The 22427-nt window shown below is 71.4% G+C and carries 21 protein-coding genes and 2 tRNA genes; 13 read left to right on the forward strand and 10 right to left on the reverse strand.

What is annotated here, in order from left to right:
- Positions 1-93 precede the first annotated feature (93 nt).
- Together FVS66_RS29560 and FVS66_RS29565 are read right to left on the reverse strand one after the other, a co-directional pair.
- Positions 94-612 (reverse strand): NUDIX hydrolase, encoded by a 519-nt coding sequence (locus tag FVS66_RS29560; RefSeq protein WP_262387286.1) that lies wholly within the window; start codon positions 610-612, stop codon positions 94-96.
- On the reverse strand, positions 609-2021 hold the full coding sequence (locus tag FVS66_RS29565) for a zinc-dependent metalloprotease (protein ID WP_149184309.1): 1413 nt from the start codon (positions 2019-2021) through the stop codon (positions 609-611). The genes FVS66_RS29560 and FVS66_RS29565 overlap by 4 nt, the downstream gene beginning before the upstream one ends.
- A 189-nt stretch (positions 2022-2210) precedes the next feature.
- On the opposite strand from FVS66_RS29565, the gene FVS66_RS29570 reads away from it, so the two are divergent.
- The 3 genes from FVS66_RS29570 (at position 2211) to FVS66_RS29580 (ending at position 5400) form a co-directional block, all read left to right on the forward strand.
- Complete coding sequence (locus tag FVS66_RS29570; RefSeq protein ID WP_149184310.1) at positions 2211-3320, forward strand: SDR family oxidoreductase; 1110 nt, start codon at positions 2211-2213, stop codon at positions 3318-3320.
- A gap of 158 nt (positions 3321-3478) precedes the next feature.
- The gene (locus FVS66_RS29575; RefSeq protein ID WP_149184311.1) at positions 3479-3940 is read left to right on the forward strand and encodes a molybdenum cofactor biosynthesis protein MoaE; all 462 of its coding nucleotides are present in this window, start codon (positions 3479-3481) and stop codon (positions 3938-3940) included.
- 371 nt (positions 3941-4311) lie between these two features.
- Entirely contained in the window at positions 4312-5400 is a 1089-nt protein-coding gene (locus FVS66_RS29580) for a PDZ domain-containing protein (protein WP_149184312.1), read from the forward strand.
- A 51-nt stretch (positions 5401-5451) separates the two neighbouring features.
- Here the strand turns inward: FVS66_RS29580 and FVS66_RS29585 are convergent, their stop codons facing one another.
- Complete coding sequence (locus FVS66_RS29585) at positions 5452-6009, reverse strand: PPA1309 family protein (protein ID WP_149184313.1); 558 nt, start codon at positions 6007-6009, stop codon at positions 5452-5454.
- A gap of 140 nt (positions 6010-6149) precedes the next feature.
- Here FVS66_RS29585 and FVS66_RS29590 point away from each other — a divergent pair, with 140 nt between their 5' ends.
- The 4 genes from FVS66_RS29590 (at position 6150) to FVS66_RS29605 (ending at position 11608) form a co-directional block, all read left to right on the forward strand.
- Complete coding sequence (locus FVS66_RS29590; protein WP_149184386.1) at positions 6150-9062, forward strand: UPF0182 family protein; 2913 nt, start codon at positions 6150-6152, stop codon at positions 9060-9062.
- A 70-nt stretch (positions 9063-9132) separates the two neighbouring features.
- Positions 9133-9206: transfer RNA gene (locus FVS66_RS29595), tRNA-Met, on the forward strand.
- 195 nt (positions 9207-9401) lie between these two features.
- A complete protein-coding gene (locus FVS66_RS29600) occupies positions 9402-11399 on the forward strand; it encodes a tetratricopeptide repeat protein (protein ID WP_149184314.1) in 1998 nt (665 codons plus the stop codon).
- A gap of 135 nt (positions 11400-11534) precedes the next feature.
- Positions 11535-11608, forward strand: a tRNA-Met gene (locus FVS66_RS29605).
- 138 nt (positions 11609-11746) lie between these two features.
- Here FVS66_RS29605 and FVS66_RS29610 read toward each other — a convergent pair.
- Positions 11747-12163 carry a Fur family transcriptional regulator gene (locus FVS66_RS29610; protein ID WP_149184315.1) on the reverse strand — a complete coding sequence of 139 codons (417 nt, stop codon included), beginning with the start codon at positions 12161-12163 and terminating at the stop codon, positions 11747-11749.
- Between the two features lie 144 nt (positions 12164-12307).
- On the opposite strand from FVS66_RS29610, the gene FVS66_RS29615 reads away from it, so the two are divergent.
- Positions 12308-13759: a catalase gene (locus FVS66_RS29615; protein ID WP_149184316.1), complete on the forward strand. Its 1452-nt coding sequence runs from the start codon at positions 12308-12310 to the stop codon at positions 13757-13759.
- A 96-nt stretch (positions 13760-13855) separates the two neighbouring features.
- On the opposite strand, the gene FVS66_RS29620 is transcribed toward FVS66_RS29615, so the two are convergent.
- Together FVS66_RS29620 and hisN are read right to left on the reverse strand one after the other, a co-directional pair.
- The gene (locus tag FVS66_RS29620) at positions 13856-14263 is read right to left on the reverse strand and encodes a CBS domain-containing protein (protein ID WP_149184317.1); all 408 of its coding nucleotides are present in this window, start codon (positions 14261-14263) and stop codon (positions 13856-13858) included.
- 173 nt (positions 14264-14436) lie between these two features.
- Positions 14437-15237, reverse strand: coding sequence for a histidinol-phosphatase (gene hisN / locus FVS66_RS29625; RefSeq protein WP_149184318.1), 801 nt, complete (start codon positions 15235-15237; stop codon positions 14437-14439).
- Positions 15238-15352: 115 nt separating this feature from the next.
- On the opposite strand from hisN, the gene FVS66_RS29630 reads away from it, so the two are divergent.
- On the forward strand, positions 15353-15979 hold the full coding sequence (locus FVS66_RS29630) for a TetR family transcriptional regulator (protein ID WP_149184319.1): 627 nt from the start codon (positions 15353-15355) through the stop codon (positions 15977-15979).
- On the opposite strand, the gene FVS66_RS29635 is transcribed toward FVS66_RS29630, so the two are convergent.
- From FVS66_RS29635 to FVS66_RS29650, 4 genes are all read right to left on the reverse strand, one after another.
- The gene (locus FVS66_RS29635) at positions 15945-16268 is read right to left on the reverse strand and encodes a multidrug efflux SMR transporter (protein WP_149184320.1); all 324 of its coding nucleotides are present in this window, start codon (positions 16266-16268) and stop codon (positions 15945-15947) included. The two genes, FVS66_RS29630 and FVS66_RS29635, sit on opposite strands and share 35 nt — an antisense overlap.
- A gap of 112 nt (positions 16269-16380) precedes the next feature.
- Positions 16381-17391 carry a ribosome small subunit-dependent GTPase A gene (rsgA, locus tag FVS66_RS29640; RefSeq protein WP_149184321.1) on the reverse strand — a complete coding sequence of 337 codons (1011 nt, stop codon included), beginning with the start codon at positions 17389-17391 and terminating at the stop codon, positions 16381-16383.
- 5 nt (positions 17392-17396) lie between these two features.
- Positions 17397-18743 (reverse strand): 3-phosphoshikimate 1-carboxyvinyltransferase, encoded by a 1347-nt coding sequence (gene aroA / locus FVS66_RS29645; protein WP_149184322.1) that lies wholly within the window; start codon positions 18741-18743, stop codon positions 17397-17399.
- Positions 18744-18770: 27 nt separating this feature from the next.
- Entirely contained in the window at positions 18771-19475 is a 705-nt protein-coding gene (locus tag FVS66_RS29650; protein ID WP_149184323.1) for a M50 family metallopeptidase, read from the reverse strand.
- 50 nt (positions 19476-19525) lie between these two features.
- On the opposite strand from FVS66_RS29650, the gene FVS66_RS29655 reads away from it, so the two are divergent.
- The 4 genes from FVS66_RS29655 to rsrA all read left to right on the forward strand — a co-directional run bounded on the left by FVS66_RS29655 (position 19526) and on the right by rsrA (position 22250).
- The gene (locus tag FVS66_RS29655) at positions 19526-20341 is read left to right on the forward strand and encodes an SOS response-associated peptidase (RefSeq protein WP_149184324.1); all 816 of its coding nucleotides are present in this window, start codon (positions 19526-19528) and stop codon (positions 20339-20341) included.
- A 35-nt stretch (positions 20342-20376) separates the two neighbouring features.
- Positions 20377-21018 (forward strand): alpha/beta family hydrolase, encoded by a 642-nt coding sequence (locus FVS66_RS29660; RefSeq protein ID WP_149184325.1) that lies wholly within the window; start codon positions 20377-20379, stop codon positions 21016-21018.
- Positions 21019-21297: 279 nt separating this feature from the next.
- Positions 21298-21954 carry a sigma-70 family RNA polymerase sigma factor gene (locus FVS66_RS29665; RefSeq protein WP_187645750.1) on the forward strand — a complete coding sequence of 219 codons (657 nt, stop codon included), beginning with the start codon at positions 21298-21300 and terminating at the stop codon, positions 21952-21954.
- The gene (gene rsrA / locus FVS66_RS29670) at positions 21951-22250 is read left to right on the forward strand and encodes a mycothiol system anti-sigma-R factor (protein WP_149184327.1); all 300 of its coding nucleotides are present in this window, start codon (positions 21951-21953) and stop codon (positions 22248-22250) included. Before FVS66_RS29665 ends, rsrA begins: the two co-directional genes overlap by 4 nt.
- Positions 22251-22427: the final 177 nt, after the last annotated feature.

Consider the following 22427-nt stretch of genomic DNA (forward strand, 5'->3'; position numbering starts at 1 on the left):
ACCGGAACTGAACCTGTAAGGGGCGGCATGCAATAGCGGCCGCCCCTTACACGCGGCCAGGACGCGTTACACCTCGCCGGGACGCGCCCGGGTTCACAGACGGGCCAGCGTCCGCTCCACCAGCCGGACCACCGACTCGTCGGCCACGCCCGCCACCTCGTCGTACGGGAACCAGCGCAGGTCCAGCGACTCGTCGCTGATCGCCTCGACCGCCCCCGCCGGGGCCACCGCCGCGTACTGCACGTCCAGGTGCCAGGCGCAGGGCGTCGAGTGCCGGTCCAGCCGCACCGGCCCGCCGGGCAGCAGCGCCAGCCCGCCGATCCCGGACTCCTCGGTGGCCTCGCGCAGCGCCGCCCCGGCCACCGTGCGGTCCTCGGGCTCGCAGTGGCCGCCCATCTGCAGCCACATGCGCATCTTCCTGTGCAGGGTGAGCAGTACCCGGCCGTGCTCCGGGTCCACCACCAGCGCGCTGGCTGTGAGGTGGCCGGCCGTGCATGCCTTCCACATCGCGTCCTCGTACGCCGAGAGGTGGTCCAGATACGTCTCGCGCAGCTCTCGCTGGTCCTCGTACCCCTTCAGCACCAGGACGGCGTCGGTGTGCAGGCGGCTCACTTGTCGGTGTCGTCCTTACCGTCCTCGCCGGGGCGCTCCTGGGTACCGTCGGTGCCACCGCCGGCCGCCTCGCCGAGCATCTTGTCCAGCTCGGAGAAGTCCAGATGCTCCCGGTGCACGAAGCCGTCCGGATCGTCCAGGTCGGAGGCCGTCGGCAGCATGTCGGGGTGCGCCCACAGCGCGTCGCGCCCGTCGACCCCGCGCGCGTCGGTGAGCGACGCCCACAGCCGCGAGGCGTCCCGCAGCCTGCGCGGCCGCAGCTCCAGGCCGATCAGCGTCGCGAAGGTCTGCTCGGCCGGGCCGCCCGACGCGCGGCGCCGCCGCAGCGTCTCGCGCAGCGCGTCCGCGGACGTCAGGCGGGACGCGGCCGCCGCGTGCACCACGGCGTCCACCCAGCCCTCGACCAGCGCGAGCGCCGTCTCCAGGCGGGCCAGCGCTGCCTTCTGCTCGGCCGTGTCCTCCGGCTGGAACATGCCCTGCTGGAGCGCCTCCTGCAGCTGCTCCGGGTTCGAGGGATCGAGCTGCGAGACCGCGTCCTCCAGCTTGGACGTGTCGACCTTGATCCCGCGCGCGTAGCCCTCGACCGCGCCGAACAGATGCGAGCGCAGCCACGGCACGTGCGCGAAGAGCCGCTGGTGGGCCGCCTCGCGCAGCGCCAGGTACAGCCGCACCTCGTCCAGCGGCACGCTCAGGTCGCGGCCGAACGCCGCCACGTTCAGCGGCAGCAGCGCGGCCTTCCCGGCCGGGCCCAGCGGCAGCCCCACGTCCGTCGAGCCGACCACCTCACCGGCCAGCACACCCACGGCCTGGCCGATCTGCTGGCCGAACATGGCGCCGCCCATGGAGCGCATCATGCCGATCAGCGGGCCCGCCATGGCCTGCATCTCCTGGGGCAGCACATCGCCCATGGCCGCGCCGACCCGCTCCGCGACCGGGTCCACCAGCTGCTGCCACGCGGGCAGCGTCGCCTCGACCCACTCCGCGCGGGACCAGGCGACGGCGGTGTTCGCCCCGGACGGCAGCGACGTCACACCGTCCAGCCACAGATCGGCCAGGCGCACCGCCTCCTCGACCGCGGTGCGCTCCGCCGCGCCCACGCTGACGTCCTTCGTGCCGTCGGGGGTGCCCTGGGAGACGGTCTGGCGGGCGATCTGCTTGGCCATGTCCCAGTTCACCGGCCCGCCCTCGTAGCTGAGCATCTGGCCGAGCTGCTGGAAGGCCGCGCCCAGGTCGGCGGGGTTGAACGAACCGAACATGGCGGCGAACGGATTGTCCGGGCCGCCCTGGCCGCCGCCGGGCAGACCGCCGAACCCGAAGGGGCCGGCACCACCCTCGGGCTTCTTCTTGCCCTCGTCGCCGTCGTCCGGCTCCTCCGGCGGGACGCCGAATCCGAATGGGGTGTCGCTCACGGGTTTCCTCGGCTCGTTGGGCCGCCGGCTCCTGCCGACGGCGGCTGCCCGACATCACACCCAGCGTAGACATCCGTGCCGGTCTGGGGCTCGGTGCTCCACTGACGCATCGCCTGCGGCAGGATGGACGCCACCTGGTGCGCACGCCTTGTCCGCGTACGTACTGAAGACAACCGCTGGAGACGCCTGGTGAGTTCCCCAGATCCGCAGGTTCGCGCAGCGCGAAACCGTTCAACCCCGTCCGCCGCCCGGGGTCCCGTCGTCGCGGTCACCGGCGCCGCCTCCGGCGTCGGCGACCTGCTGACCAGGCGCCTTGTCGCGTCCGATGAGATCAAGCAGGTCATCGCCATCGACGAGCGCCGCGGCGAGGTGCCCGAGGCGCACTGGCACATTCTGGACGTACGGGACCCGGCCATCGCCGAGAAGCTGCGCGGCGCGGACGTCGTGGTGCACCTGGCCCTCGACCTCGACCTGGAGTCCGACGCCGCGGCCCGGACCGCGTACAACGTCCGAGGCACCCAGACCGTGCTGACGGCGGCCGCGGCGGCGGGCGTCCGCCGGGCAGTCCTGTGCACCTCGGCCATGGTCTACGGCGCCCTGCCGGACAACGACATCCCGCTCTCCGAGGACGCCGAGCTGCGTGCCACCGCGGAGGCGACCGGGGTGGGCGACCTGCTGGAGATCGAGCGCCTCGCGCGCAGGGCCCCACGCGCGCACCCCGGCCTGAACATCACCGTCGTACGCCCCGCCGTCCTCGTCGGCGGTACGGACACCGCCCTGACGCGCTACTTCGAGTCGCCGAGGCTGCTCGTGGTCGCCGGTTCCCGCCCGGCCTGGCAGTTCTGCCACGTCGAGGACCTGGTCAGCGCCCTGGAGTACGCGGCCCTGGAGAAGGCCGAGGGTGAGTTCGCGGTCGGCTGCGACGGCTGGCTGGAGCAGGAGGAGGTCGAGGAGCTGAGCGGTATCCGGCGTATGGAGCTGCCCTCGGCGGTCGCCCTCGGCGCGGCGGCCAGGCTCCACCGGATCGGTCTCACTCCGTCGCCGGCCGGTGACCTGGCGTACACGATGCACCCCTGGGTGGTGAGCGTCGGCCGCCTCCACGACGCGGGCTGGCGCCCGCGGTGGACCAACGAGGAGGTGCTGGCCGCGCTCCTGGAGGAGGTCTCGGGCCGTCACACCGTCGCGGGCCGCCGTCTCGGCCGCAAGGACGCGACTGCGGCGGGCGCCGCGGGCGCCACGGTCGCCCTCCTCGGCACGGCTGCCCTGGTCCGCCGCGCCCGCCGCCGGCGCGGCCTGTAGCCGCCCTGCGGCCTGCGGCCGCTGCCCCGGTCGCATGCGGCCCGGGCCGGGTGGCGGCCCGGCCCGGGCCTCGGCTGTAGGAGGCTCCAAGGTGGGCGGGTGTCCGCCAGGCGAACGCGCAATTCCGTGATGTCGGTGCTGTGCGGCACGATGGGGACATGGTTCCCACGTACGACCACCCCGGTGAGCGTGTCGCCGATGATCCGATTCGGCTGTTGGCGATTCGCGGCACCCCGCTCTCCCTGGACGAGGTGTTCCAGGCCGTCGGCGACGACGCCGCCGGTGGCACCGCGCTCTTCGTGGGCACGGTCCGCAACCACGACGGCGGTGCCGATGTGGACGCGCTCGGGTACTCCAGCCACCCCACGGCCGAGGCCGAGCTGCGCCGGGTCGCCGAGAAGGTCGTCGCGGACTTCCCTGTACGCGCCCTGGCCGCCGTCCACCGGGTGGGCGACCTGGCCGTCGGTGATCTCGCGGTGGTCGTCGCCGTGTCCTGCCCGCACCGCGCGGAGGCGTTCGCGGCGTGCCGGAAGCTGATCGACGACCTGAAGCACGAGGTCCCGATCTGGAAGCACCAGCGCTTCTCGGACGGCACCGAGGAGTGGGTCGGCTCCTGCTGACCCGGCCGCCGACGGGCGCTCCGGGCGCCCGGACACGGCCGATTTGCGTAACCGCCTCCCCGGCAGGAGCGTTGAGACTGCAGATGGTTAATCTGCTGATCAGTCGATTGCTTTCGCTCTTGGGGACGGGAGGTCGCGATGGCAGCACTCGCCTGGTTGCTGATACCACTGTTCGCTGCCATCGGCGCCGCGATATGGGGTAGCTGGGCATCGCGGAGCCGGACCACGGAGGACATAGTCGAACTGGACGGCTATGCGCGGTTCCGGGACGCTATGGACAAGATCCACTCCCGCAGCGGCACCGTCTGATCATCGCCCGGTGCGTACGGCCCCGGGGGTGCGCCGACAGACCCGTCCCGTACTGTCGTTCCATGCCACGCCGCACCGCGACGATGCTCGCCTCGACCCTCGCTCTCATCGCGCTGCTCTGCGCGGGAGTACTCATCCCGGTGCCCTACGCCGAGATGAGCCCGGGGCCCACCGTCAACACCCTGGGCGACTCCGAGGGGGAGCCGGTGCTGCGGATCTCCGGCCAGGAGACCTACCGCACCGCCGGAAACCTCAACATGACGACCGTCAGGGTCACCGGCGCGGAGTACCGGATGAACCTCGTCGAGGCCGTCGCCGGATGGCTCGCCGACGACATCGTCGTCGTGCCGCACGACACGCTCTACCCGGACGGCAAGACCGAGGAGCAGTCCACGCAGGAGAACGCGGAGGAGTTCAGCCAGTCCCAGGAGAGCGCCCGCGTCGCCGCCCTCAGGCAGCTGAACATCCCGGTGGCCTCCCGCGTGGTCGTCTCCTCCGTCCAGAAGGGCAGCCCCGCCGAAGGCAAGCTGCACGCCGGGGACGTGATCAAGGAGGTGGACGGCACGGCCGTCCGCGAGCCGAAGGACGTGGCGGAGATCGTCACCAAGCGCAGTCCCGGCCGGCCCGTCGACTTCACCATCGTCCCGGCCAAGGACGCCGCCGCCGCGGAGAAGGCCGGCCGTGAGCCCACCGTGAGCGAGAAGATCACCGTTACGACCAAGCGGGCGGAGGACGGCGGCCGCGCGATCGTCGGTATCCAGGCCGGTACGGACCACACCTTCCCGTTCAAGATCGACATCAAGCTCGACGACGTGGGCGGGCCCAGCGCCGGGCTCATGTTCGCCCTCGGCATCGTCGACAAGCTGACCCCCGGCGCCCTGACCGGCGGCCATTTCGTCGCGGGCACCGGCACCATCGACGACAACGGCAAGGTAGGCCCCATCGGGGGCATCGACATGAAGCTGGTCGGCGCGCGTGACGCCGGCGCGAAGTACTTCCTCACGCCGGCCGCCAACTGCCCCGCCGCCGCCTCGGACACCCCCGACGGGCTCACGCTCATCAAGGTCGAGACCATCCGCGACGCGGTGCGGTCGCTGCAGAAGGTCCAGAAGGGCGACACCGCCGCTCTCCCGAGCTGCACCGCGGGCTGATGACCGGCCGGAGCCGGACCGCGTCCCCCCGTGGTCCGGCCGCCGGACGGATCAGCCTTCGAACGTGGCGGACAGCGCCTCAGCCAGGGCGGGGACCAGGTCGGAGCCGGTCAGGACGTCCGTGGGGGAGTCCTTCTCTCGGAGCCGGATGGCCGACTCGCGCGCCCCGTCACGCAGCACGGCCACCGTCATCCGGACCTCCTGGCGGTCCGGGTGCTCGGCGACCCAGCGGGCCAGACCCGCCTCGTCGAGGCCGTCCGGGACGGAGCCCTCGGCGGACGGCGGGAGCATCAGGCGCTCCACCGTCAGTGCGCAGCCGGTGACGGCATCGGGCCATGCGATCGTGGCGAGGAACTCGTCGAGAGGCGCCCCGGAGGGCAGTTCGTCCTGCTCGATCGGGGTGAGCGGAGCCGCGGCCTCGTCGCTGTCGAGACCGAGCTGGGCGGCCAGCTCCGGCTCCTGGGCGCGCAGCTGCGCGGTGTCGACGAGGGCGAACAGCCGGGCGGGCTGGTCCCAGCCGAGCCCGGAGGCGTACTCGTCGATCTCGAGCACCGCGCGGGTGAGCGGGCTTGCGGCCATCGGGGGGCCGGAGGGAGAAACATTGGACATGGTCAATATCCTGCCTCTTCTCGACCCGAAGACGGGAACCAGGTAAAGCTTCAGTAAGTTGCATGAGTGGGGCCCTGCACCGCCGGGCCCCGGCGACACACACGACCGCGAACTTCGAGGGGCGCACGTTGGCTTTCCAGATGCCGGACCGCGGCGGAGGCCCGACCGGGCCACGGATCAGAGTCGGCCGGCCGTCCCGGCGGGCCCGCACCCTGCTCATGACGCTGGGAGCGCTGGCCGTACTGGCCATGCTCTTCGTCATGTTCGCGGGGTTCTGGACGGACTGGCTGTGGTACAGGTCGGTCGAGTACTCGTCCGTCTTCACCGTCACCCTGTGGACCAAGATCGGCATGTTCGCCGTCTTCGGTCTGCTGATGGCCCTGGCCGTCGGGCTGAACATCTGGCTCGCGCACCGGCTGCGGCCCCCGCTCAGCGCCATGTCGCTGGAGCAGCAGAGCCTCGACCGGTACCGCATGGGCGTGGCCCCCTACAAGAAGTGGGTGCTCCTCGCGATCACGGCCCTGATCGGCCTGATCGCCGGCGCCTCCGCCTCCGGCCAGTGGCGCACCTGGCTCATGTGGGTCAACGGCGTGGCCTTCGGTGAGAAGGACCCGCAGTTCGGGATGGACGTGGCGTTCTACGCTTTCGACCTTCCCTTCTACCGGTTCCTGCTCGGCTTCGGCTTCGCGGCCACCGTGCTGTCGCTGATCGCCGCGGCCCTCACCCACTATCTGTACGGCGGGCTGCGCATCACCAGCCCCGGCGCGCGCGCCACGGCCGCCGCCACCGGGCATCTGTCCGTGCTGTTCGGGATCTTCGTCTCGCTGAAGGCCGTGGCGTACTGGCTCGACCGGTACGGCCTGGCCGTGAAGTCCAGCGACTTCAAGGCGGCCGGCAACTGGACAGGGCTGCGGTTCGTCGACGCCAACGCCTACCTGCCGGCGAAGACCATCCTCTTCTGCATCGCGGTCATCTGCGCCCTGCTGTTCTTCGCGACGCTCTGGCGCCGCACCTGGCAGCTCCCGGTCATCGGCTTCGGCCTGATGGTCCTGTCGGCGATCCTGATCGGCGGCCTCTACCCGGCGATCGTGCAGAAGTTCCAGGTCCAGCCGAACGAGCAGGCCAAGGAAGCGCCGTACATCAAGAAGAACATCGAGGCGACGCGCAAGGCCTACGACATCGACAGCACCGTCCCCGAGAACTACTCGGGGAAGGCCACGGTCAAGTCGAAGGACCAGCTGCGCAAGGACTCGGACGCCGCGGCCAGCTACCGGCTCGTCGACCCGAACGTCGTCTCGCCGACGTTCCAGCAGCTCGAGCAGAAGCGTAAGTACTACCAGTTCCCCGTGACCCTCGACGTCGACCGGTACCAGGGCAAGGACACCGTCGTCGGTCTGCGTGAGCTCAACATCAAGGGCATCCCGAAGCGGAACTGGATCAACGACCACTTCACCTACACCCACGGCTATGGCGCGATCATGGCCGCGGGTACGGCGGTGGACTCCACCGGCTCGCCCGTCTTCACCGAGAACGGCCTGCCGACCAGCGGCCAGGCGGGCAAGTACGAGCAGCGGATCTACTACGGGGAGAAGACCGAGCAGTACTCGATCGTCGGCGGCCCGCAGAAGGAGCTCGACTACGAGGCCAACGGCGAGCGGACCACGAGCTACAAGGGCGACAGCGGCGTCAGCCTCGGCAACGCCTTCAACCGGGCCGCGTACGCCGTGGCGCTCAGCGAGCCGCAGATCCTCTACTCGGGAGCCATCGGCGACGGCTCGCGGATTCTCTACAACCGCACGCCCAAGGAGCGCGTCGAAGCCGTCGCCCCGTGGCTGACCATCGACGGCGACGCCTACCCGGCGGTCGTGGAAGGCCGCATACAGTGGATCGTCGACGCCTACACGACCACGAACGGCTACCCGTACGCGTCCCGTACGACGCTCGGTGACACCACCACCGACTCGCTGACCGCCGGCAACCAGACCCGCGCGGTCGTCGCCCAGCAGAACCAGGTCAACTACATCCGCAACTCGGTGAAGGCCACCGTCGACGCGTACGACGGCTCGGTCAAGCTGTACCAGTGGGACACCAAGGACCCGGTCCTGAAGACCTGGATGAAGGCGTTCCCCGGCACGGTGCTGCCGAAGGACGCGATCAAGGACGACCTGAAGGCCCATCTGCGGTACCCGCAGGACATGTTCAAGGTCCAGCGCGAGCTGCTGACCCGCTACCACGTCCGGGACGCCGCGCAGTTCTACAGCGGCAGTGACGCCTGGCAGGTGCCGGCCGACCCGACCAACAAGGACGGCAACGCGGTTCCGCCGTACTACCTGAGCCTCAAGATGCCCGGGGACAAGGGCCAGCGGTTCTCGCTGACGACGACGTTCACGCCGAACGGGCGGCCCAACCTGGGTGCCTTCATGGCGGTCGACGCCGACGCGAACAGCAAGGACTACGGCCGCATAAGGCTCCTGAGGGTCACGTCCGACGTACCGGGCCCGGCGCAGGTGCAGAGCAAGCTCAACGGTCTGCCGTCCGTCGCGACGTTCGTCCGTGACATGAAGGGCGCCGACTCGGAGATCGAGTACGGCAATCTGCTCACCGTGCCACTGGACGGCGGGTTCCTGTACGTCGAGCCCGTCTACGCCCAGGGCCGCAGCGCGCTCTACCCGCTGCTGAAGAAGGTGGCCGTGTCGTACATCGACGCGAGCAAGCCGGAGGGTGACGCGACCAAGGACACCACGGTGTTCGAGGACAGTCTCGGGCAGGCGCTCAACGCGGTGTTCGGCGTGGAGGGCCAGACGCCCCCCACCACACCACCGCCGACGACCACCCCGCCCACGCAGCCACCCGCCACCGGCGAGGCCGCTCTCCAGCAGGCCATCGCGGACGCCCAGAAGGCGTTCGCGGATGGCGAGGCGGCCATCAAGAAGGGTGACTGGGAGGCGTACGGCAAGGCCCAGCAGGCCCTCGCGGAGGCGCTCCAGCGCGCCGCGGCGGCCGACGCCGAGCGCAAGGCCGCAGGGCAGGGCAGTACCGACGGCGGGAGTTGACCGAGCGGCCCCCGACCAGGGGGCCGCGAACCGCCCCTCCCGCGCCGTGATACGGTGAATCACACAACGGCGCGGGGTGGAGCAGCTCGGTAGCTCGCTGGGCTCATAACCCAGAGGTCGCAGGTTCAAATCCTGTCCCCGCTACTGAAAGCCAGGGCCCGGATCCTTCCAAGGATCCGGGCCCTGGTCATGTGTGCGGTCGGTCAAAGGCCGTGTCGCGGGGGGCGGTTGACGCGTGACGTGTTTGACTTGTCTCTCTGTGGGCATGTCGACAAAACGCTGAAGTGACCTCACTGGCTGCGGTATACCAGGTGTACGCGGGTTGCGGGTGGTGCGACGATGGAATGTATGGGGGACAGGGCAACGCTGTTGGAGACAGGGCGGTTCGAGCGACAGCACGCCGGAGGGGCCGCGGAGGCGATCGACCACGCCGACGCCGCACCGGACAGCATGGGGGGATGGAGCGCCGCCGCGCTGGACTTCGCGGAGGCCGCCGCCGACAACGTCGAGACCGAGGCACGGCACCGCCGCGCCGCCGACGACGGCGACACCGCGTCGATGAGCGTCCTCGGTGCCATGCTGCTGCGCCGCGGCGACCTCGACGGCGCCGAGCCGTATCTGCGCGCCGCCACCGCCGACGGTGACCGCGCCGCGGCCAACAATCTCGGTGTCCTTCTCCATCAGCGCGGCTACCCCGACGAGGCGGCCGGCTGGTGGCGCGTCGCCGCCGTCGCCGGTTCCGCGGCCGCCGCGCACGCGCTGGGCCGTCACCACCGCGAGCGCGGCGACGAGCCCGCCGCCGAGTACTGGCTGCGCCAGTCCGCCGAGCAGGGCCACGCCCTCGGCGCGTACGCCCTCGCCGACCTCATGGAGCACCGCGGCGACGGCGGCGCCGAGCGCTGGCTGCGGATCGCCGCCGAGCAGGGGCACCGCGAGGCCGCCTACCGCCTCGCGCGCGCCCTGGAGAAGCAGGCCGCCAAGAGCGACACCGACGCCCACACCGACGCCCACATCGGCGCCGGCATCGACGCCGGCATCGACACCGACCCCGTGCCGGGCCCGGTCGCGGACTCCGGTACGGGTGAGGCGGAGGCTGCGGTGGCCGACCGCGGCGCAGCCGAGAGCGGCGGCGCCGACAGCGCCGAGCAGTGGTACCGGCAGGCCGCCGCGCGCGGCCACCGCCGGGCCGCCCTGCACCTCGGGGCGATCCTGGAGAAGCGCGGCGAGCTCAAGGAGGCCGGCCGCTGGTACCTGATGTCCGCCAAGGACGGCGAGCCCCGCGCCGCCTGCGCGCTCGGCTTCCTGCTGCGGGACGCGGGCGACGAGGAGAGCGCCGCCGTCTGGTGGCTGCGCGCCGCCCAGGACGGTGACGGCAACGCCGCGAACGCGCTGGGCGCGCTGCACGCCGCCCGCGGCGAGTACCAGACCGCCGAGCGCTGGTACCGCGCGGCCACCGACGCGGGCGACGTGAACGGCGCGTACAACCTCGGTCTGCTCTTCGCCGGCCAGGGCCGTACCGCCCAGGCCGACCAGTGGTACCGGCACGCCGCCTACGCGGGGCACCGCGAGGCCGCGAACGCCCTGGCGATCCTGCTCCTCCAGGCCGGTGACCCGGGCGGCGCCGAGCCCTGGTTCTCCAAGGCCGCCGAGGCGGGCAGCGTCGACGCCGCGTTCAATCTCGGCATCCTGTACGCGGGCCGCGACGACGACCGTACGGCCCTGAGCTGGTACGAGCGGGCCGCGGCGGCGGGGCACACCGAGGCCGCGCTCCAGGTCGGCATGGCCCGGCTCCGCGACGGCGACGAGGAGCAGGCCGAGCGGCACCTGCGGTGCGCCGCCGGGGGCGGGAGCGCCGAGGCGGCGTTCCGGCTGGCCACGGTCCTCGACGCGCGGCAGCCGCCGCCCGGGCCGCCCGCGCTGGGGCAGCCGCAGGCGCCGAAGACCGAGTGCGAGGAGTGGTACGAGCGGGCCGCCGAGCAGGGGCACCGGCGCGCGCAGGTCCGGGTCGGCATGCTGGCCGCGGCGCGCGGTGACGTCGCCGAGGCCGCGCGGTGGTACCGGGAGGCCGCCGAGGCGGGCAGCCGGAACGGCGCGTTCAACCTCGGGCTGCTGCTCGCTCGCGACGGGAACGAGCGGGAGGCCGCGCTGTGGTGGACCCGGGCCGCGCGGGCCGGGCACGGGCGTGCCGCGCTGCGGCTCGCGCTGCTCGCCGCCCGGCGTGGGGAGCTGGTCGAGGGGCGGCGGTGGTGCGCCCGCGCGGTGGAGCTGGGGCCCGCGGAGGTCGCCGAGCGGGCCGCACGGCTGAGTGAGGCGCTGCACCAGGAGCTCACCGCGTAGCGTCCGGCACGCGGCACGCGGCACGCGGCACGCGGCACTCGGCAGGCAGCACGCAGCGGGATGCGTGGGGTGCGTGGAGCGCATGGGTATGGATTTGCGCTGGTCGAAGGTCTCCCGTAAGGTTGGGTTCACCGACGCGGGGTGGAGCAGCTCGGTAGCTCGCTGGGCTCATAACCCAGAGGTCGCAGGTTCAAATCCTGTCCCCGCTACTGAAGTCCGAAGGCCCGGATCCAACTGGATCCGGGCCTTCGGTGTTGTTCGCCACGGCTATGGCGTACGCCGCGACCACGACAGAGCCTCCCGGTGCTCGCAGGCACCGGGAGGCTCTGTCGTGTCGGACGGTTGTGTCAGACGGACGCGCAGTTCGGGCAGACGCCTCGGTAGGTGACCTCCACGTCGGAGACCGTGAAGCCGAAGCGCTCCGTGTCCGGGAGGTCGGACAGCGGGTCCCCTGTCGGGTGCACGTCCCGGATCGCCCCGCAGCGCGCGCACACCAGGTGCTGGTGCGGGCGGTGGGCGTTCGGGTCGTACCGCTTGGCGCGGCGGTCCGTGGAGACCTCGATGATCTCGCCCAGGCTGACCAGCTCGCCCAGCGTGTTGTAGACGGTCGCGCGGGAGATCTCGGGCAGTCGCTCGGCCGCGCGGGCATGGACCTCGTCGGCCGTCAGATGGACGTGATCTCCGTCGAGGACCTCGGCCACGACGCGGCGCTGCGCGGTCATCCGCCAGCCGCGGCCGCGCAGGCGTTCCAACAGGTCACTCATGCATTTCAGCCTAACAGGCAGGGGGAACCAGTCCCGAACGGGTGTGGGTTTGGAAGCAGGCTTGACTTAGACAATGTCCATTGTAGGATCGGGAACGGCTTTGGCCAAGGGACAGGACTTGCAGCTGAAACGCAGGAGGCGCACGTGACGCAGGGACCGCTCACCACGGAGGCCGGCGCGCCGGTCGCCGACAACCAGAACAGCGAGACCGCGGGCGTCGGCGGCCCGGTTCTGGTCCAGGACCAGCTCCTGCTGGAGAAGCTCGCCCACTTCAACCGTGAGCGCATCCCGGAGCGCGTCGTCCACGCGCGCGGTGCGGGCGCCTATGGCACGTTCACGGTGACCGCCGACGTCACCCCGTATACGCGGGCGAAGTTCCTCTCGGAGATCGGCAAGCAGACCGAAACGTTCCTGCGCTTCTCGACCGTCGCGGGCAACCTCGGCGCGGCCGACGCGGTGCGGGACCCCCGGGGCTTCGCGCTGAAGTTCTACACCGAGGAGGGCAACTACGACCTCGTCGGCAACAACACCCCGGTGTTCTTCATCAAGGACGCCATCAAGTTCCCCGACTTCATCCACACGCAGAAGCGCGACCCGTACACCGGCTCGCAGGAGGCCGACAACGTGTGGGACTTCTGGGGCCTCTCCCCGGAGTCGACGCACCAGGTGACCTGGCTCTTCGGCGACCGCGGCATCCCGGCGTCGTACCGCCACATGAACGGGTACGGCTCGCACACGTACCAGTGGAGCAATGAGGCGGGCGAGGTCTTCTGGGTCAAGTACCACTTCAAGACCGACCAGGGCATCAAGAACCTCACCCAGGACGAGGCCAACAGGCTCGCCGGTGAGGACCCGGACTCGCACCAGCGCGACCTGCGCGAGGCCATCGAGCGCGGCGACTTCCCGTCCTGGACCGTCCAGGTGCAGATCATGCCGGCGGCGGACGCGGCGACGTACCGCTTCAACCCGTTCGACCTCACCAAGGTGTGGCCGCACGAGGACTACCCGCCGATCGAGATCGGCAAGCTGGAGCTCAACCGCAACCCGGAGAACATCTTCGCCGAGGTCGAGCAGTCGATCTTCAGCCCCGCGCACTTCGTGCCGGGTATCGGCCCCTCCCCGGACAAGATGCTCCAGGGCCGCCTCTTCGCGTACGGCGACGCCCATCGCTACCGCGTCGGTATCAACGCCGACCACCTGCCGGTGAACCGCCCGCACGCCACCGAGGCGCGCACCAACAGCCGGGACGGCTTCCTGTACGACGGCCGCCACAAGGGCGCCAAGAACTACGAGCCGAACAGCTTCGGCGGCCCGTTCCAGACGGACAGGCCGCTGTGGCAGTCCGTTCCGGTCTCCGGCGCGACCGGCGACCACCCTGCGCCCGTGCACGCCGAGGACAACGACTTCGTCCAGGCGGGCAACCTCTACCGGCTCATGTCGGAGGACGAGAAGAGCCGTCTCGTCGAGAACCTGTCCGGCTTCATCGCCAAGGTCTCGCGTGACGAGATCGCCGAGCGCGCGATCAACAACTTCCGTCAGGCCGACGGCGACTTCGGCAAGCGGCTGGAGGCCGCGGTCCAGGCCCTGCGCGGCTGAAAGCACTGGACCGCTTGTCGTAGGCGGAGGGCCGGTTCCCGTTACGGAAGCCGGCCCTCCCGCGTGTGCCGGGGAGTGTCCCGCCCGGTCGCCCGGTCAGCCGGCCGCCGAGACCGCGGCCGCGTGCCGCCGTACCGGGGCCCAGCAGCGGAGGATGTCGCGTACGGAGACGACCCCGACCGGGCCGTTCCCGTCCAGGACGATCAGGTGCCGGAATCCGCCGTGGGCCATGGCTTCCGCGGCTTCCTCCAGGGTCCAGCCCGGCGCCGCGAACACGACGTCGTTTGTGGTGTGCGCGCCGGCTGTCTCCAGGTCCGGGTTCTGTCCGGCGCCGATGGAATTGAGGATGTCACGCTCGGTCAGGATGCCGAGGTGGTTGCTGTCGTGGTCGAGGACGACTGCCGCGCCGACGCGGCGTGCCGACATCAGGGCGGCGGCCTGGCGCAGGGTATGGGCGGGGCCGATGGTGAGGACCAGCGTGCTCATGGCGTCACGGACGAGCATGAAGGGAGCCACCTCCTTGGTGAATCCTTCAACAAGAAGTGATTCACAAATGCACAAGCGGGGGGACTCTCAGAGTGGCAGGGGTAGCGGGACCCCACAAGAGGGCATGCGCGAAGCGGCGTAGCGCGGGGTGGCGTGCGCGAAGCGGCGTAGCGCGGGGTGGCGTGCGCTCGTCAGGGCTTCGCGCCCAGGTAGGCCAGCAGCTCCTCGTGCAGCAGGCCGTTCGACGCCGCCGCGTTGCCGCTGTGCGGGCCCGGCTGCCCGTCCAGGCCGGTGAACGTGCCGCCCGCCTCCTGTACGACGATCGCGTTCGCCGCCATGTCCCACAGTGACAGCTCCGGCTCCGCGCAGATGTCCACCGAGCCCTCCGCGAGCAGCATGTACGGCCAGAAGTCGCCGTACGCCCGGGTCCGCCAGCACGCGCGCGTGAGCTCCAGGAAACCGTCCAGGCGGCCCCGCTCCTCCCAGCCGCTCAGCGACGAGTACGCGAACGACGCGTCCGCCAGCTTCGCCACCTTCGACACCTGGATGCGTGTGGCCGACGTCAGATTGCGGCCCGCGTACGCGCCCAGCCCCTTCGCCGCCCACCAGCGGCGGCCCAGCGCCGGGGCCGACACGACACCCACCACCGGCTGGAAGCCCCCCTCGCCGGCCTCCATCAGGGCGATCAGCGTCGCCCAGACCGGCACCCCGCGCACGTAGTTCTTGGTGCCGTCGATCGGGTCGATGACCCAGCGGCGCGGGCCGGTGCCCTCCACGCCGTACTCCTCGCCGAGGACCGCGTCCCGTGGCCGTGCCCGCTTCAGATGACTGCGGATCAGCTCCTCCGCCGCCCGGTCCGCCTCACTCACCGGCGTCATGTCCGGCTTGGTCTCGACCTTGAGGTCCAGAGCCTTGAAGCGCTCCATCGTGGCGGCGTCCGCGGCGTCCGCCAACACATGGGCGAGGCGCAGGTCATCGTGGTAGTCGGCCATGGGTCCGACTCTATCCCGCCCGGTCCCGCCCCATCCGGAGGCCCGGTCACCGCTCTTGACACCGCACGGGAGCCCCCCGACGCTGACCCAAGCTGCCTGCCCCGGGGAGGCGCCGATGCCCACCGCGCGAGAAGCCCTGCTCGACGCCGCCCTCGCGGCGCTCCGGGAGCGGCCGTGGTCCGCAGTCCGCATGGTCGACGTCGCGACCGCCGCGCGGGTGTCCCGGCAGACCCTCTACAACGAGTTCGGCAGCAAGGACGGGCTGGCCCGCGCCCTGCTGTGCCGCGAGGTCGACACCTGCCTGGACGCGGTCGACGAGCACACCGCGGGGACCGTCGCGGTAGGCGGCACCGAACTGCTCGCCGCCCTCGGCGAGTGGCTCGTCGAGCGGGCCGCCGCCCGCCCCCTCCTGAGCGCCCTGCTCACCGGCTGCTGGGGCACCCGCCTCCCCGCACCGCCCCCCGCCCGTACGGTCCGTTCCGGACGGGCACCGCGTGGCGGTCCCGCCCAGCGCCGCGCCGACGCGGGCGGTCCGCCGTGCCCTGGCGACCTGCTCGCGCTGATACGTGACCGGGTGCACCGCGCCACCGGGGCCGACGCCCTCGCCGTCGAGCTCGCCCTGCGCCTCGCCGTCAGTCAGCTCGTCGCGCCCGGGCCGGACGGGGCCGGGCCGCTCGTACGCACCGCGCGGGCCGCCCTCGGCGGGCTCAGTGCGACGAGCCCGACAGCTGGAGTCCGATGACTCCCACGATCACCAGCGAGATCGACACGATCTTCAGCGTCGACACCAGATCGCCCAGGAAGATCATTCCGTAGATCGCCGTGCCCGCCGCTCCGATCCCCGTCCACACCGCGTACGCCGGGCCGACGTCCAGCTTCCGCAGTGAGAGCGTCAGCAGCCCGAAACTGCCCAGCGCGAACGCCGCGAACGCCACTGTGGGCCACAACCGGGTGAAGCCGTGCGACAGTTTCAGACAGACCGCGAATCCCGTCTCCAGCAGACCGGCGACCACCACCAACAGCCACGCCATCGTCCGTGCCTCCCACGCTCCGCCGCCGGTAGGTGACTGCTCCGTCCCACGCTCGTCGTGCTCCGTGCGATTATGCCTTTACCTGAGGGAAAGTCGGGCGAATCCGGGCGATTCAGTCGCCCTCGCGTCGCTCCCGCGTCGACAGCAGCCGCCGCAGTGAGTAGAGCCGCGCGGGATCCGCGTGCCCCTGTGCGACCCACTCGTCCAGCGCGCAGTCCTTCTCGTCATGGCCGCACGCACGCGGACACCCGTCCGTACCCGCCTCCAGCTCCGGGAACGCCTTGATCACCCGCGACGGGTCGACGTGGTTCAGCCCGAACGACCGCACTCCCGGGGTGTCGATCACCCAGCCGTCCACCTCCGCCAGGGGCAGGGCGAGCGCCGATGTGGTGGTGTGCCGGCCCCGGCCCGTGACCGCGTTGACGATGCCGGTGCTCCGCCGCCGCTCCTCCGGCACCAGTGCGTTCACCAGCGTCGTCTTGCCCACGCCGGAGTGCCCGACGAACGCCGTGGTCCGCCCGGCCAGTTGCCCGCGCACCCGGTCCGCCGCGTGACCGTCGTACAACTCGTCGCGGCTGGTCACGACGTACGGGATGTCCAGGGCGCCGTACATCTCCAGCAGCTTCTCGGCCGGCGCCAGGTCCGACTTGGTCAGCACCAGCAGCGGCTCCAGGCCGCCGTCGAACGCCGCGACCAGGCACCGGTCGATCAGCCGCGGGCGCGGCTCCGGGTCGGCGAGAGCCGTGACGATGGCCAGCTGGTCCGCGTTGGCCACGACCACCCGCTCGTACGGATCGTCGTCGTCGGCCGTGCGGCGCAGCACGGACGCCCGCTCCCCGATCCGGACGACCCGGGCCAGTGTGTCCTTCTTCCCCGACAGGTCGCCGACCAGCGACACCCGATCGCCGACCACGGCCGCCTTGCGGCCCAGCTCCCGTGCCTTCATCGCGAAGACCGTACGGTCCTCGACCAGGCAGGTGAGGCGGCCGCGGTCCACGGTCAGGACCATGCCGTCGGCCGCGTCCTCGTGCTTGGGGCGGATGCTGGTACGGGGTCGGTTCCCCTTGCGGTTGGGGCGGACGCGGATGTCGTCCTCGTCGGCGTTCCTGCCGTAGCGGCGCATGTCTTTCAGGCCTCGATCGCGAGCATCTCGGTCCACATCTGCGGGAAGTCGGGCAGGGTCTTGGCGGTCGTCGCCACGTTCTCGACGCGTACCCCCTCGACGGCGAGGCCGATGAGCGCGCCGGCCGTCGCCATCCGGTGGTCGTCGTACGTGTGGAACACGCCGCCGTGCAGCGGGCGGGGCCGGATGTGCAGCCCGTCCGCGGTCTCGGTGACATCGCCGCCGAGCTCGTTGATCTCCTTGGTCAGGGCGGCCAGCCGGTCCGTCTCGTGGAGCCGCAGGTGCGCGACCCCACGCAGCGTCGACGGGGAGTCGGCGAGGGCGGCGACGGCCGCGATGCCGGGGGTCAGCTCGCCCACCTCGCCGAGGTCCACATCGATACCGTGGATCCGACCCGAACCGGTGAAGGTGAGACCGGCCTCAGTCAGCTCGCAGGAGCCACCCATCTCGGTGAAGATCTCCCGCAGGGCGTCCCCGGGCTGGGTCGTCCGCTCCGGCCAGTCGGGGACGGTGACCCGGCCGCCGGTGACCAGGGCAGCCGCCAGGAAGGGCTGGGCGTTCGACAGATCCGGCTCGATGACCAGGTCACGGCCGAGCAGCGCGGACGGGGAGACCCGCCACACGTTCGGCTCGCCGCCCGTCTCCGGCTCGTCGACCTGGGCGCCCACCGCCCGCAGCATGTCGACGGTCATCCGGATGTGCGGCATCGAGGGCAGCCGGGGCCCCGTGTGCCGTACCTCGACGCCCTGGTTGAAGCGCGGCGCCGAAAGCAGCAGCGCGCTGACGAACTGCGACGACGAGGAGGCGTCGATGTCGACCTTGCCGCCGTCCAGGGCGCCGCCGCCGTGCACGGTCATCGGCAGGGCGCCGCGCCCACCGTCGTCGATCCGGGCGCCCAGCACCCGCAGGGCGTCGATCACACCGTGCAGCGGGCGCTCGTACGAACGGGGGTCGCCGTCGAAGTGGACCGGCCCGTCCGCGAGGGCCGCCACCGGCGGCAGGAAACGCATGACCGTGCCGGCGTTGCCCACGTCGACCGAGGCGGGGCCGTGCAGCCCGGCCGGAATCACCCGCCACGCCTCGCCCGTACCGTCCGGGCCACCCGTCGCGGACGAGCTGGACGACACCGTCTCCTCGATGCCGACGCCCAGCGTGCGCAGCGCCTCCGCCATCAGCAGCGTGTCCCGCGACCGCAGCGGGCGGCGCAGCCAGCCGGGCTCGGACGCCAGCGCGGCCAGCACCAGAGCGCGGTTGGTGACCGACTTGGAACCGGGCACGGCGACGGTCGCGTCGACCGCTCCGCTCGCGTGCGGGGCGGGCCAGAGGTCAAGGTGCGCGGGGGTTTCGGTCATGCCCTTCACTTTAGTGGGCCGAGCAGGTCACAGACCGAGCAGCCAGCGGCCACCGCCGATCAGTGAGCAGAGCGACACGGCGTGGAAGAGAAAGAGCCAGAGTGCCGGCGGTACGTGGGTGAGCCGGGCGAGCTGATCGGCGTCCGAGTCCCGCGCCTCCCCGCGCCGCCGCTTCGCCTGGAGCTCGAAGACCGGCCGTACCCCGCCGAGCAGCAGGAACCACACCGCGCTGTACGCGAACGCCGCCTGCACCTCCGGCGCGGTCAGCCAGGACACCAGCAGGAAGGCGCCGCCCGTCACCACGACCGTCAGTGCTCCGTAGGCGTTGCGGATCATCACCAGCATGACGAGCAGCAGCGCGGTCGCCACCCAGAGCAGCAGCGTGATCCGGTGCGCGGCCAGCAGCGACGCCCCGCCGAGCCCCAGCAGCGACGGCGCCGTGTAGCCGGCGGCGGCCGTGAGGATCATGCCTATGCCGGTGGGCTTCCCGCGGCTCACGGTCAGCCCGCTGGTGTCCGAGTGCAGCCGGATGCCCTCCAGCCGGCGTCCGGTGACCAGCGCGATCAGGCCGTGGCCGCCCTCGTGGGCGATCGTGATGGCGTTGCGGGCCAGCCGCCACACGGGCCGGGGCGCCGTCACCGCCAGCGCGGCGACGGCGGTCACGACGACCAGCCACACCTCCGGGGCGGGCTGGGTGCCCAGGACGTCGGACAGAATCTCGGTGGTGGCCATGTGGCTGACGGCTCCTCGGGGGACACTGGGACATGGCAGGGTGGGACAGTATGTGCGGACGTTACGCGGCCAGTCGAAAGCCCGAGGACCTCGCGGGAGTCTTCGGGATAGAGAAGTGGGAGCCCAAGGAGGCCCTGGACCCCGACTGGAACGTCGCCCCGACAAAAGAGGTGTACGCGGTACTCGACCGTCCTCTCAAAGACGCCGCCACACCCCGGCCGGTTCGCCAGCTGCGCACCCTGAAGTGGGGACTCGTACCGTCCTGGGCCAAGAACCCGGAGGGCGCCGCCAGGATGATCAACGCCCGGGCGGAGACCGTCCATGAGAAGCCCGCCTTCCGCCGGGCCTTCACGGCCCGCCGCTGCATCCTCCCCGCCGACGGCTACTACGAGTGGGTCACCGGCACCGCCGAGCGCGAGCTGGAGGTCGAGGGGAAGAAGAAGCGGGCCCGTAAGCAGCCCTACTTCGTGACCCCCGCCGACGGCTCCGTCTTCGCCATGGCAGGCCTCTACGAGTTCTGGCGCGACCCGACGCTGCCGCCCGACCACCCCTCCGCCTGGTGGGCCACCTGCTCGGTGATCACCACCGACGCGGAGCAGGGCCCCCTCGGTGTGGCCCCCGCCGAGGGCCCGCGCTCGCTCGCCGACATCCACCCGCGGATGCCGCTGATGCTCACCCCGGACCGCTGGGACGCCTGGCTCGACCCGGCCCGCACCGACGTGGACGAGCTGCGCGGACTGCTCGCCCCGCCTCCCGATGGCCTGATGCGGGCCTACCCGGTCACGACGGCGGTCAGCAATGTCCGCAACAACGGGCCCGAGCTGCTCACGGAGCTCGACGCCCCGGAGGAGAGCACCCTCTTCTGACCGGATTCTGGCCCCACGCGCGCGAGGATGGCCATGTGACACAGACCGAGATCATCCCCACCGGCGCCGGCGACGCCCGGATCACCTGGTACGCCGCCGGTCCCGACGCCCGGCTCGTCGTCGCGCTCGGCCACGGCGCCGGGGGCGGCGTCGAGGCACGCGACCTGCAGGCCCTGGCCGCTCAGCTGCCCCGCGCCGCCGCGACCACCGTCGCGCTCGTCGAACAGCCCTGGCGCGTCGCCGGCAAGAAGCTCGCGCCCGCGCCCAGGACCCTGGACGCCGCCTGGCGCGACCTGTGGCCCGCCCTGCGCGCTCCCGGCCTGCCCGTCGTCGCGGGCGGGCGCAGCGCAGGGGCCCGGGTCGCCTGCCGTACCGCCCGGGACCTGGGCGCCCACGCCGTCCTCGCGCTGTCCTTCCCGCTGCACCCTCCGGGCAGGCCGGAGAAGTCACGCGCGGACGAACTGCTCGGCACGGGCCTGCCCACGCTCGTCGTCCAGGGCGGCAACGACTCCTTCGGGAAGCCCGCCGAGTTCCCGCGCGGCGACCACGCGCTCGTGGAAGTGGCCTGGGCGGATCACGGGTTCGCCGTACCGAAACGGGCCACCGTCAGCCAGGAGGACGCCCTCCGGGTGATCACCGACGGGGTCGCGAAGTGGCTCGGGTCGCTTTCCGGGTGAACGGGAATGCGCGGTGGACCCCCGCTGTTGTCAGTGTGCGTCGGTAACGACCGACAGAACAGACAGACAGAGCCAGGAGAGGGAGTCCGCCGCATGGGTTCGACCATCTGCCCGAACCGGTCGCACACCGCTGAGCTGGACTGGACCGTGCTGTCCGGGCCCACGACCGGCTCTGTGCGGATGACAGGCGAAAAGAATCGACAGGGACGGTCGACCGACGGTCGACTATCCTCCGATTCGAGCGGGTCCGCACTCGGTCTCGCCGCGGCGAGAGAGGAGGTGGGTCCGGTCACTGGGACCGACAGGGGGACCAACGACGGCCCCGAGGAGACGGACGGCGAGCGCAACGCGCGCTTCGAGCGGGACGCCCTCGGTTACCTCGACCAGATGTACTCGGCCGCCCTTCGGATGACACGGAACCCGGCGGACGCCGAGGACCTGGTGCAGGAGACGTTCGCCAAGGCGTACGGCTCGTTCCACCAGTTCCGCGAGGGCACCAACCTCAAGGCGTGGCTGTACCGGATCCTCACTAACACGTTCATCAACTCGTACCGCAAGAAGCAGCGCGAGCCTCAGCGCAGCGCGGCCGAGGAGATCGAGGACTGGCAGCTCGCCCGGGCCGAGTCCCATATGTCGACCGGTCTGCGGTCCGCCGAGTCCCAGGCCCTGGACCGCCTCCCGGACTCCGATGTGAAGTCGGCCCTCCAGGCCATTCCGGAGGAATTCCGCATCGCCGTGTATCTGGCCGATGTCGAGGGCTTTGCGTACAAGGAGATCGCGGACATCATGGGAACGCCCATCGGCACGGTCATGTCCCGACTGCATCGTGGGCGCCGCCAGCTGCGCGGGATGCTCGAGGATTACGCCCGCGACCGCGGACTGGTCCCCGCGGGCGCCGGAGAGTCGACGAACGATCGGAAGGGCTCGGGCTCATGAGCTGCGGAGAGCCGCATGAGACGGACTGCTCGGAGGTCCTGGACCACCTCTACGAGTTCCTCGACCACGAGATGCCCGACAGCGACTGCACCAAGTTCGAGACGCACTTCGAGGAGTGCTCCCCGTGCCTGGAGAAGTACGGGCTGGAGCAGGCCGTGAAGAAGCTCGTCAAGCGGTGCTGCGGGCATGACGACGTACCGAGCGACCTGCGCGCCAAGGTCATGGGGCGGATCGAGCTGATCCGGTCCGGGGAGACCGTCCCCGACCACGACGTCACGGCCGCCACCCAGGAGTGACAGCGGCACGGACGACACCGGTACGTGACGGGGAGGGGAACGGGGCACCGCGGCGGTGCCCCGTTCCCCTGTCCGCACACATGGCCACCCCCTCCGTCACCCGAAGGTGCTAATCGGTTCTGTCCCGCCGCCCGCTCCGTACCGGCTCGTTAGCCTGGCCAGCCAGGCGCTCGGCAG

It is taken from the genome of Streptomyces sp. TRM49041 (assembly GCF_008271805.1).
Classification (GTDB): Bacteria; Actinomycetota; Actinomycetes; order Streptomycetales; family Streptomycetaceae; genus Streptomyces.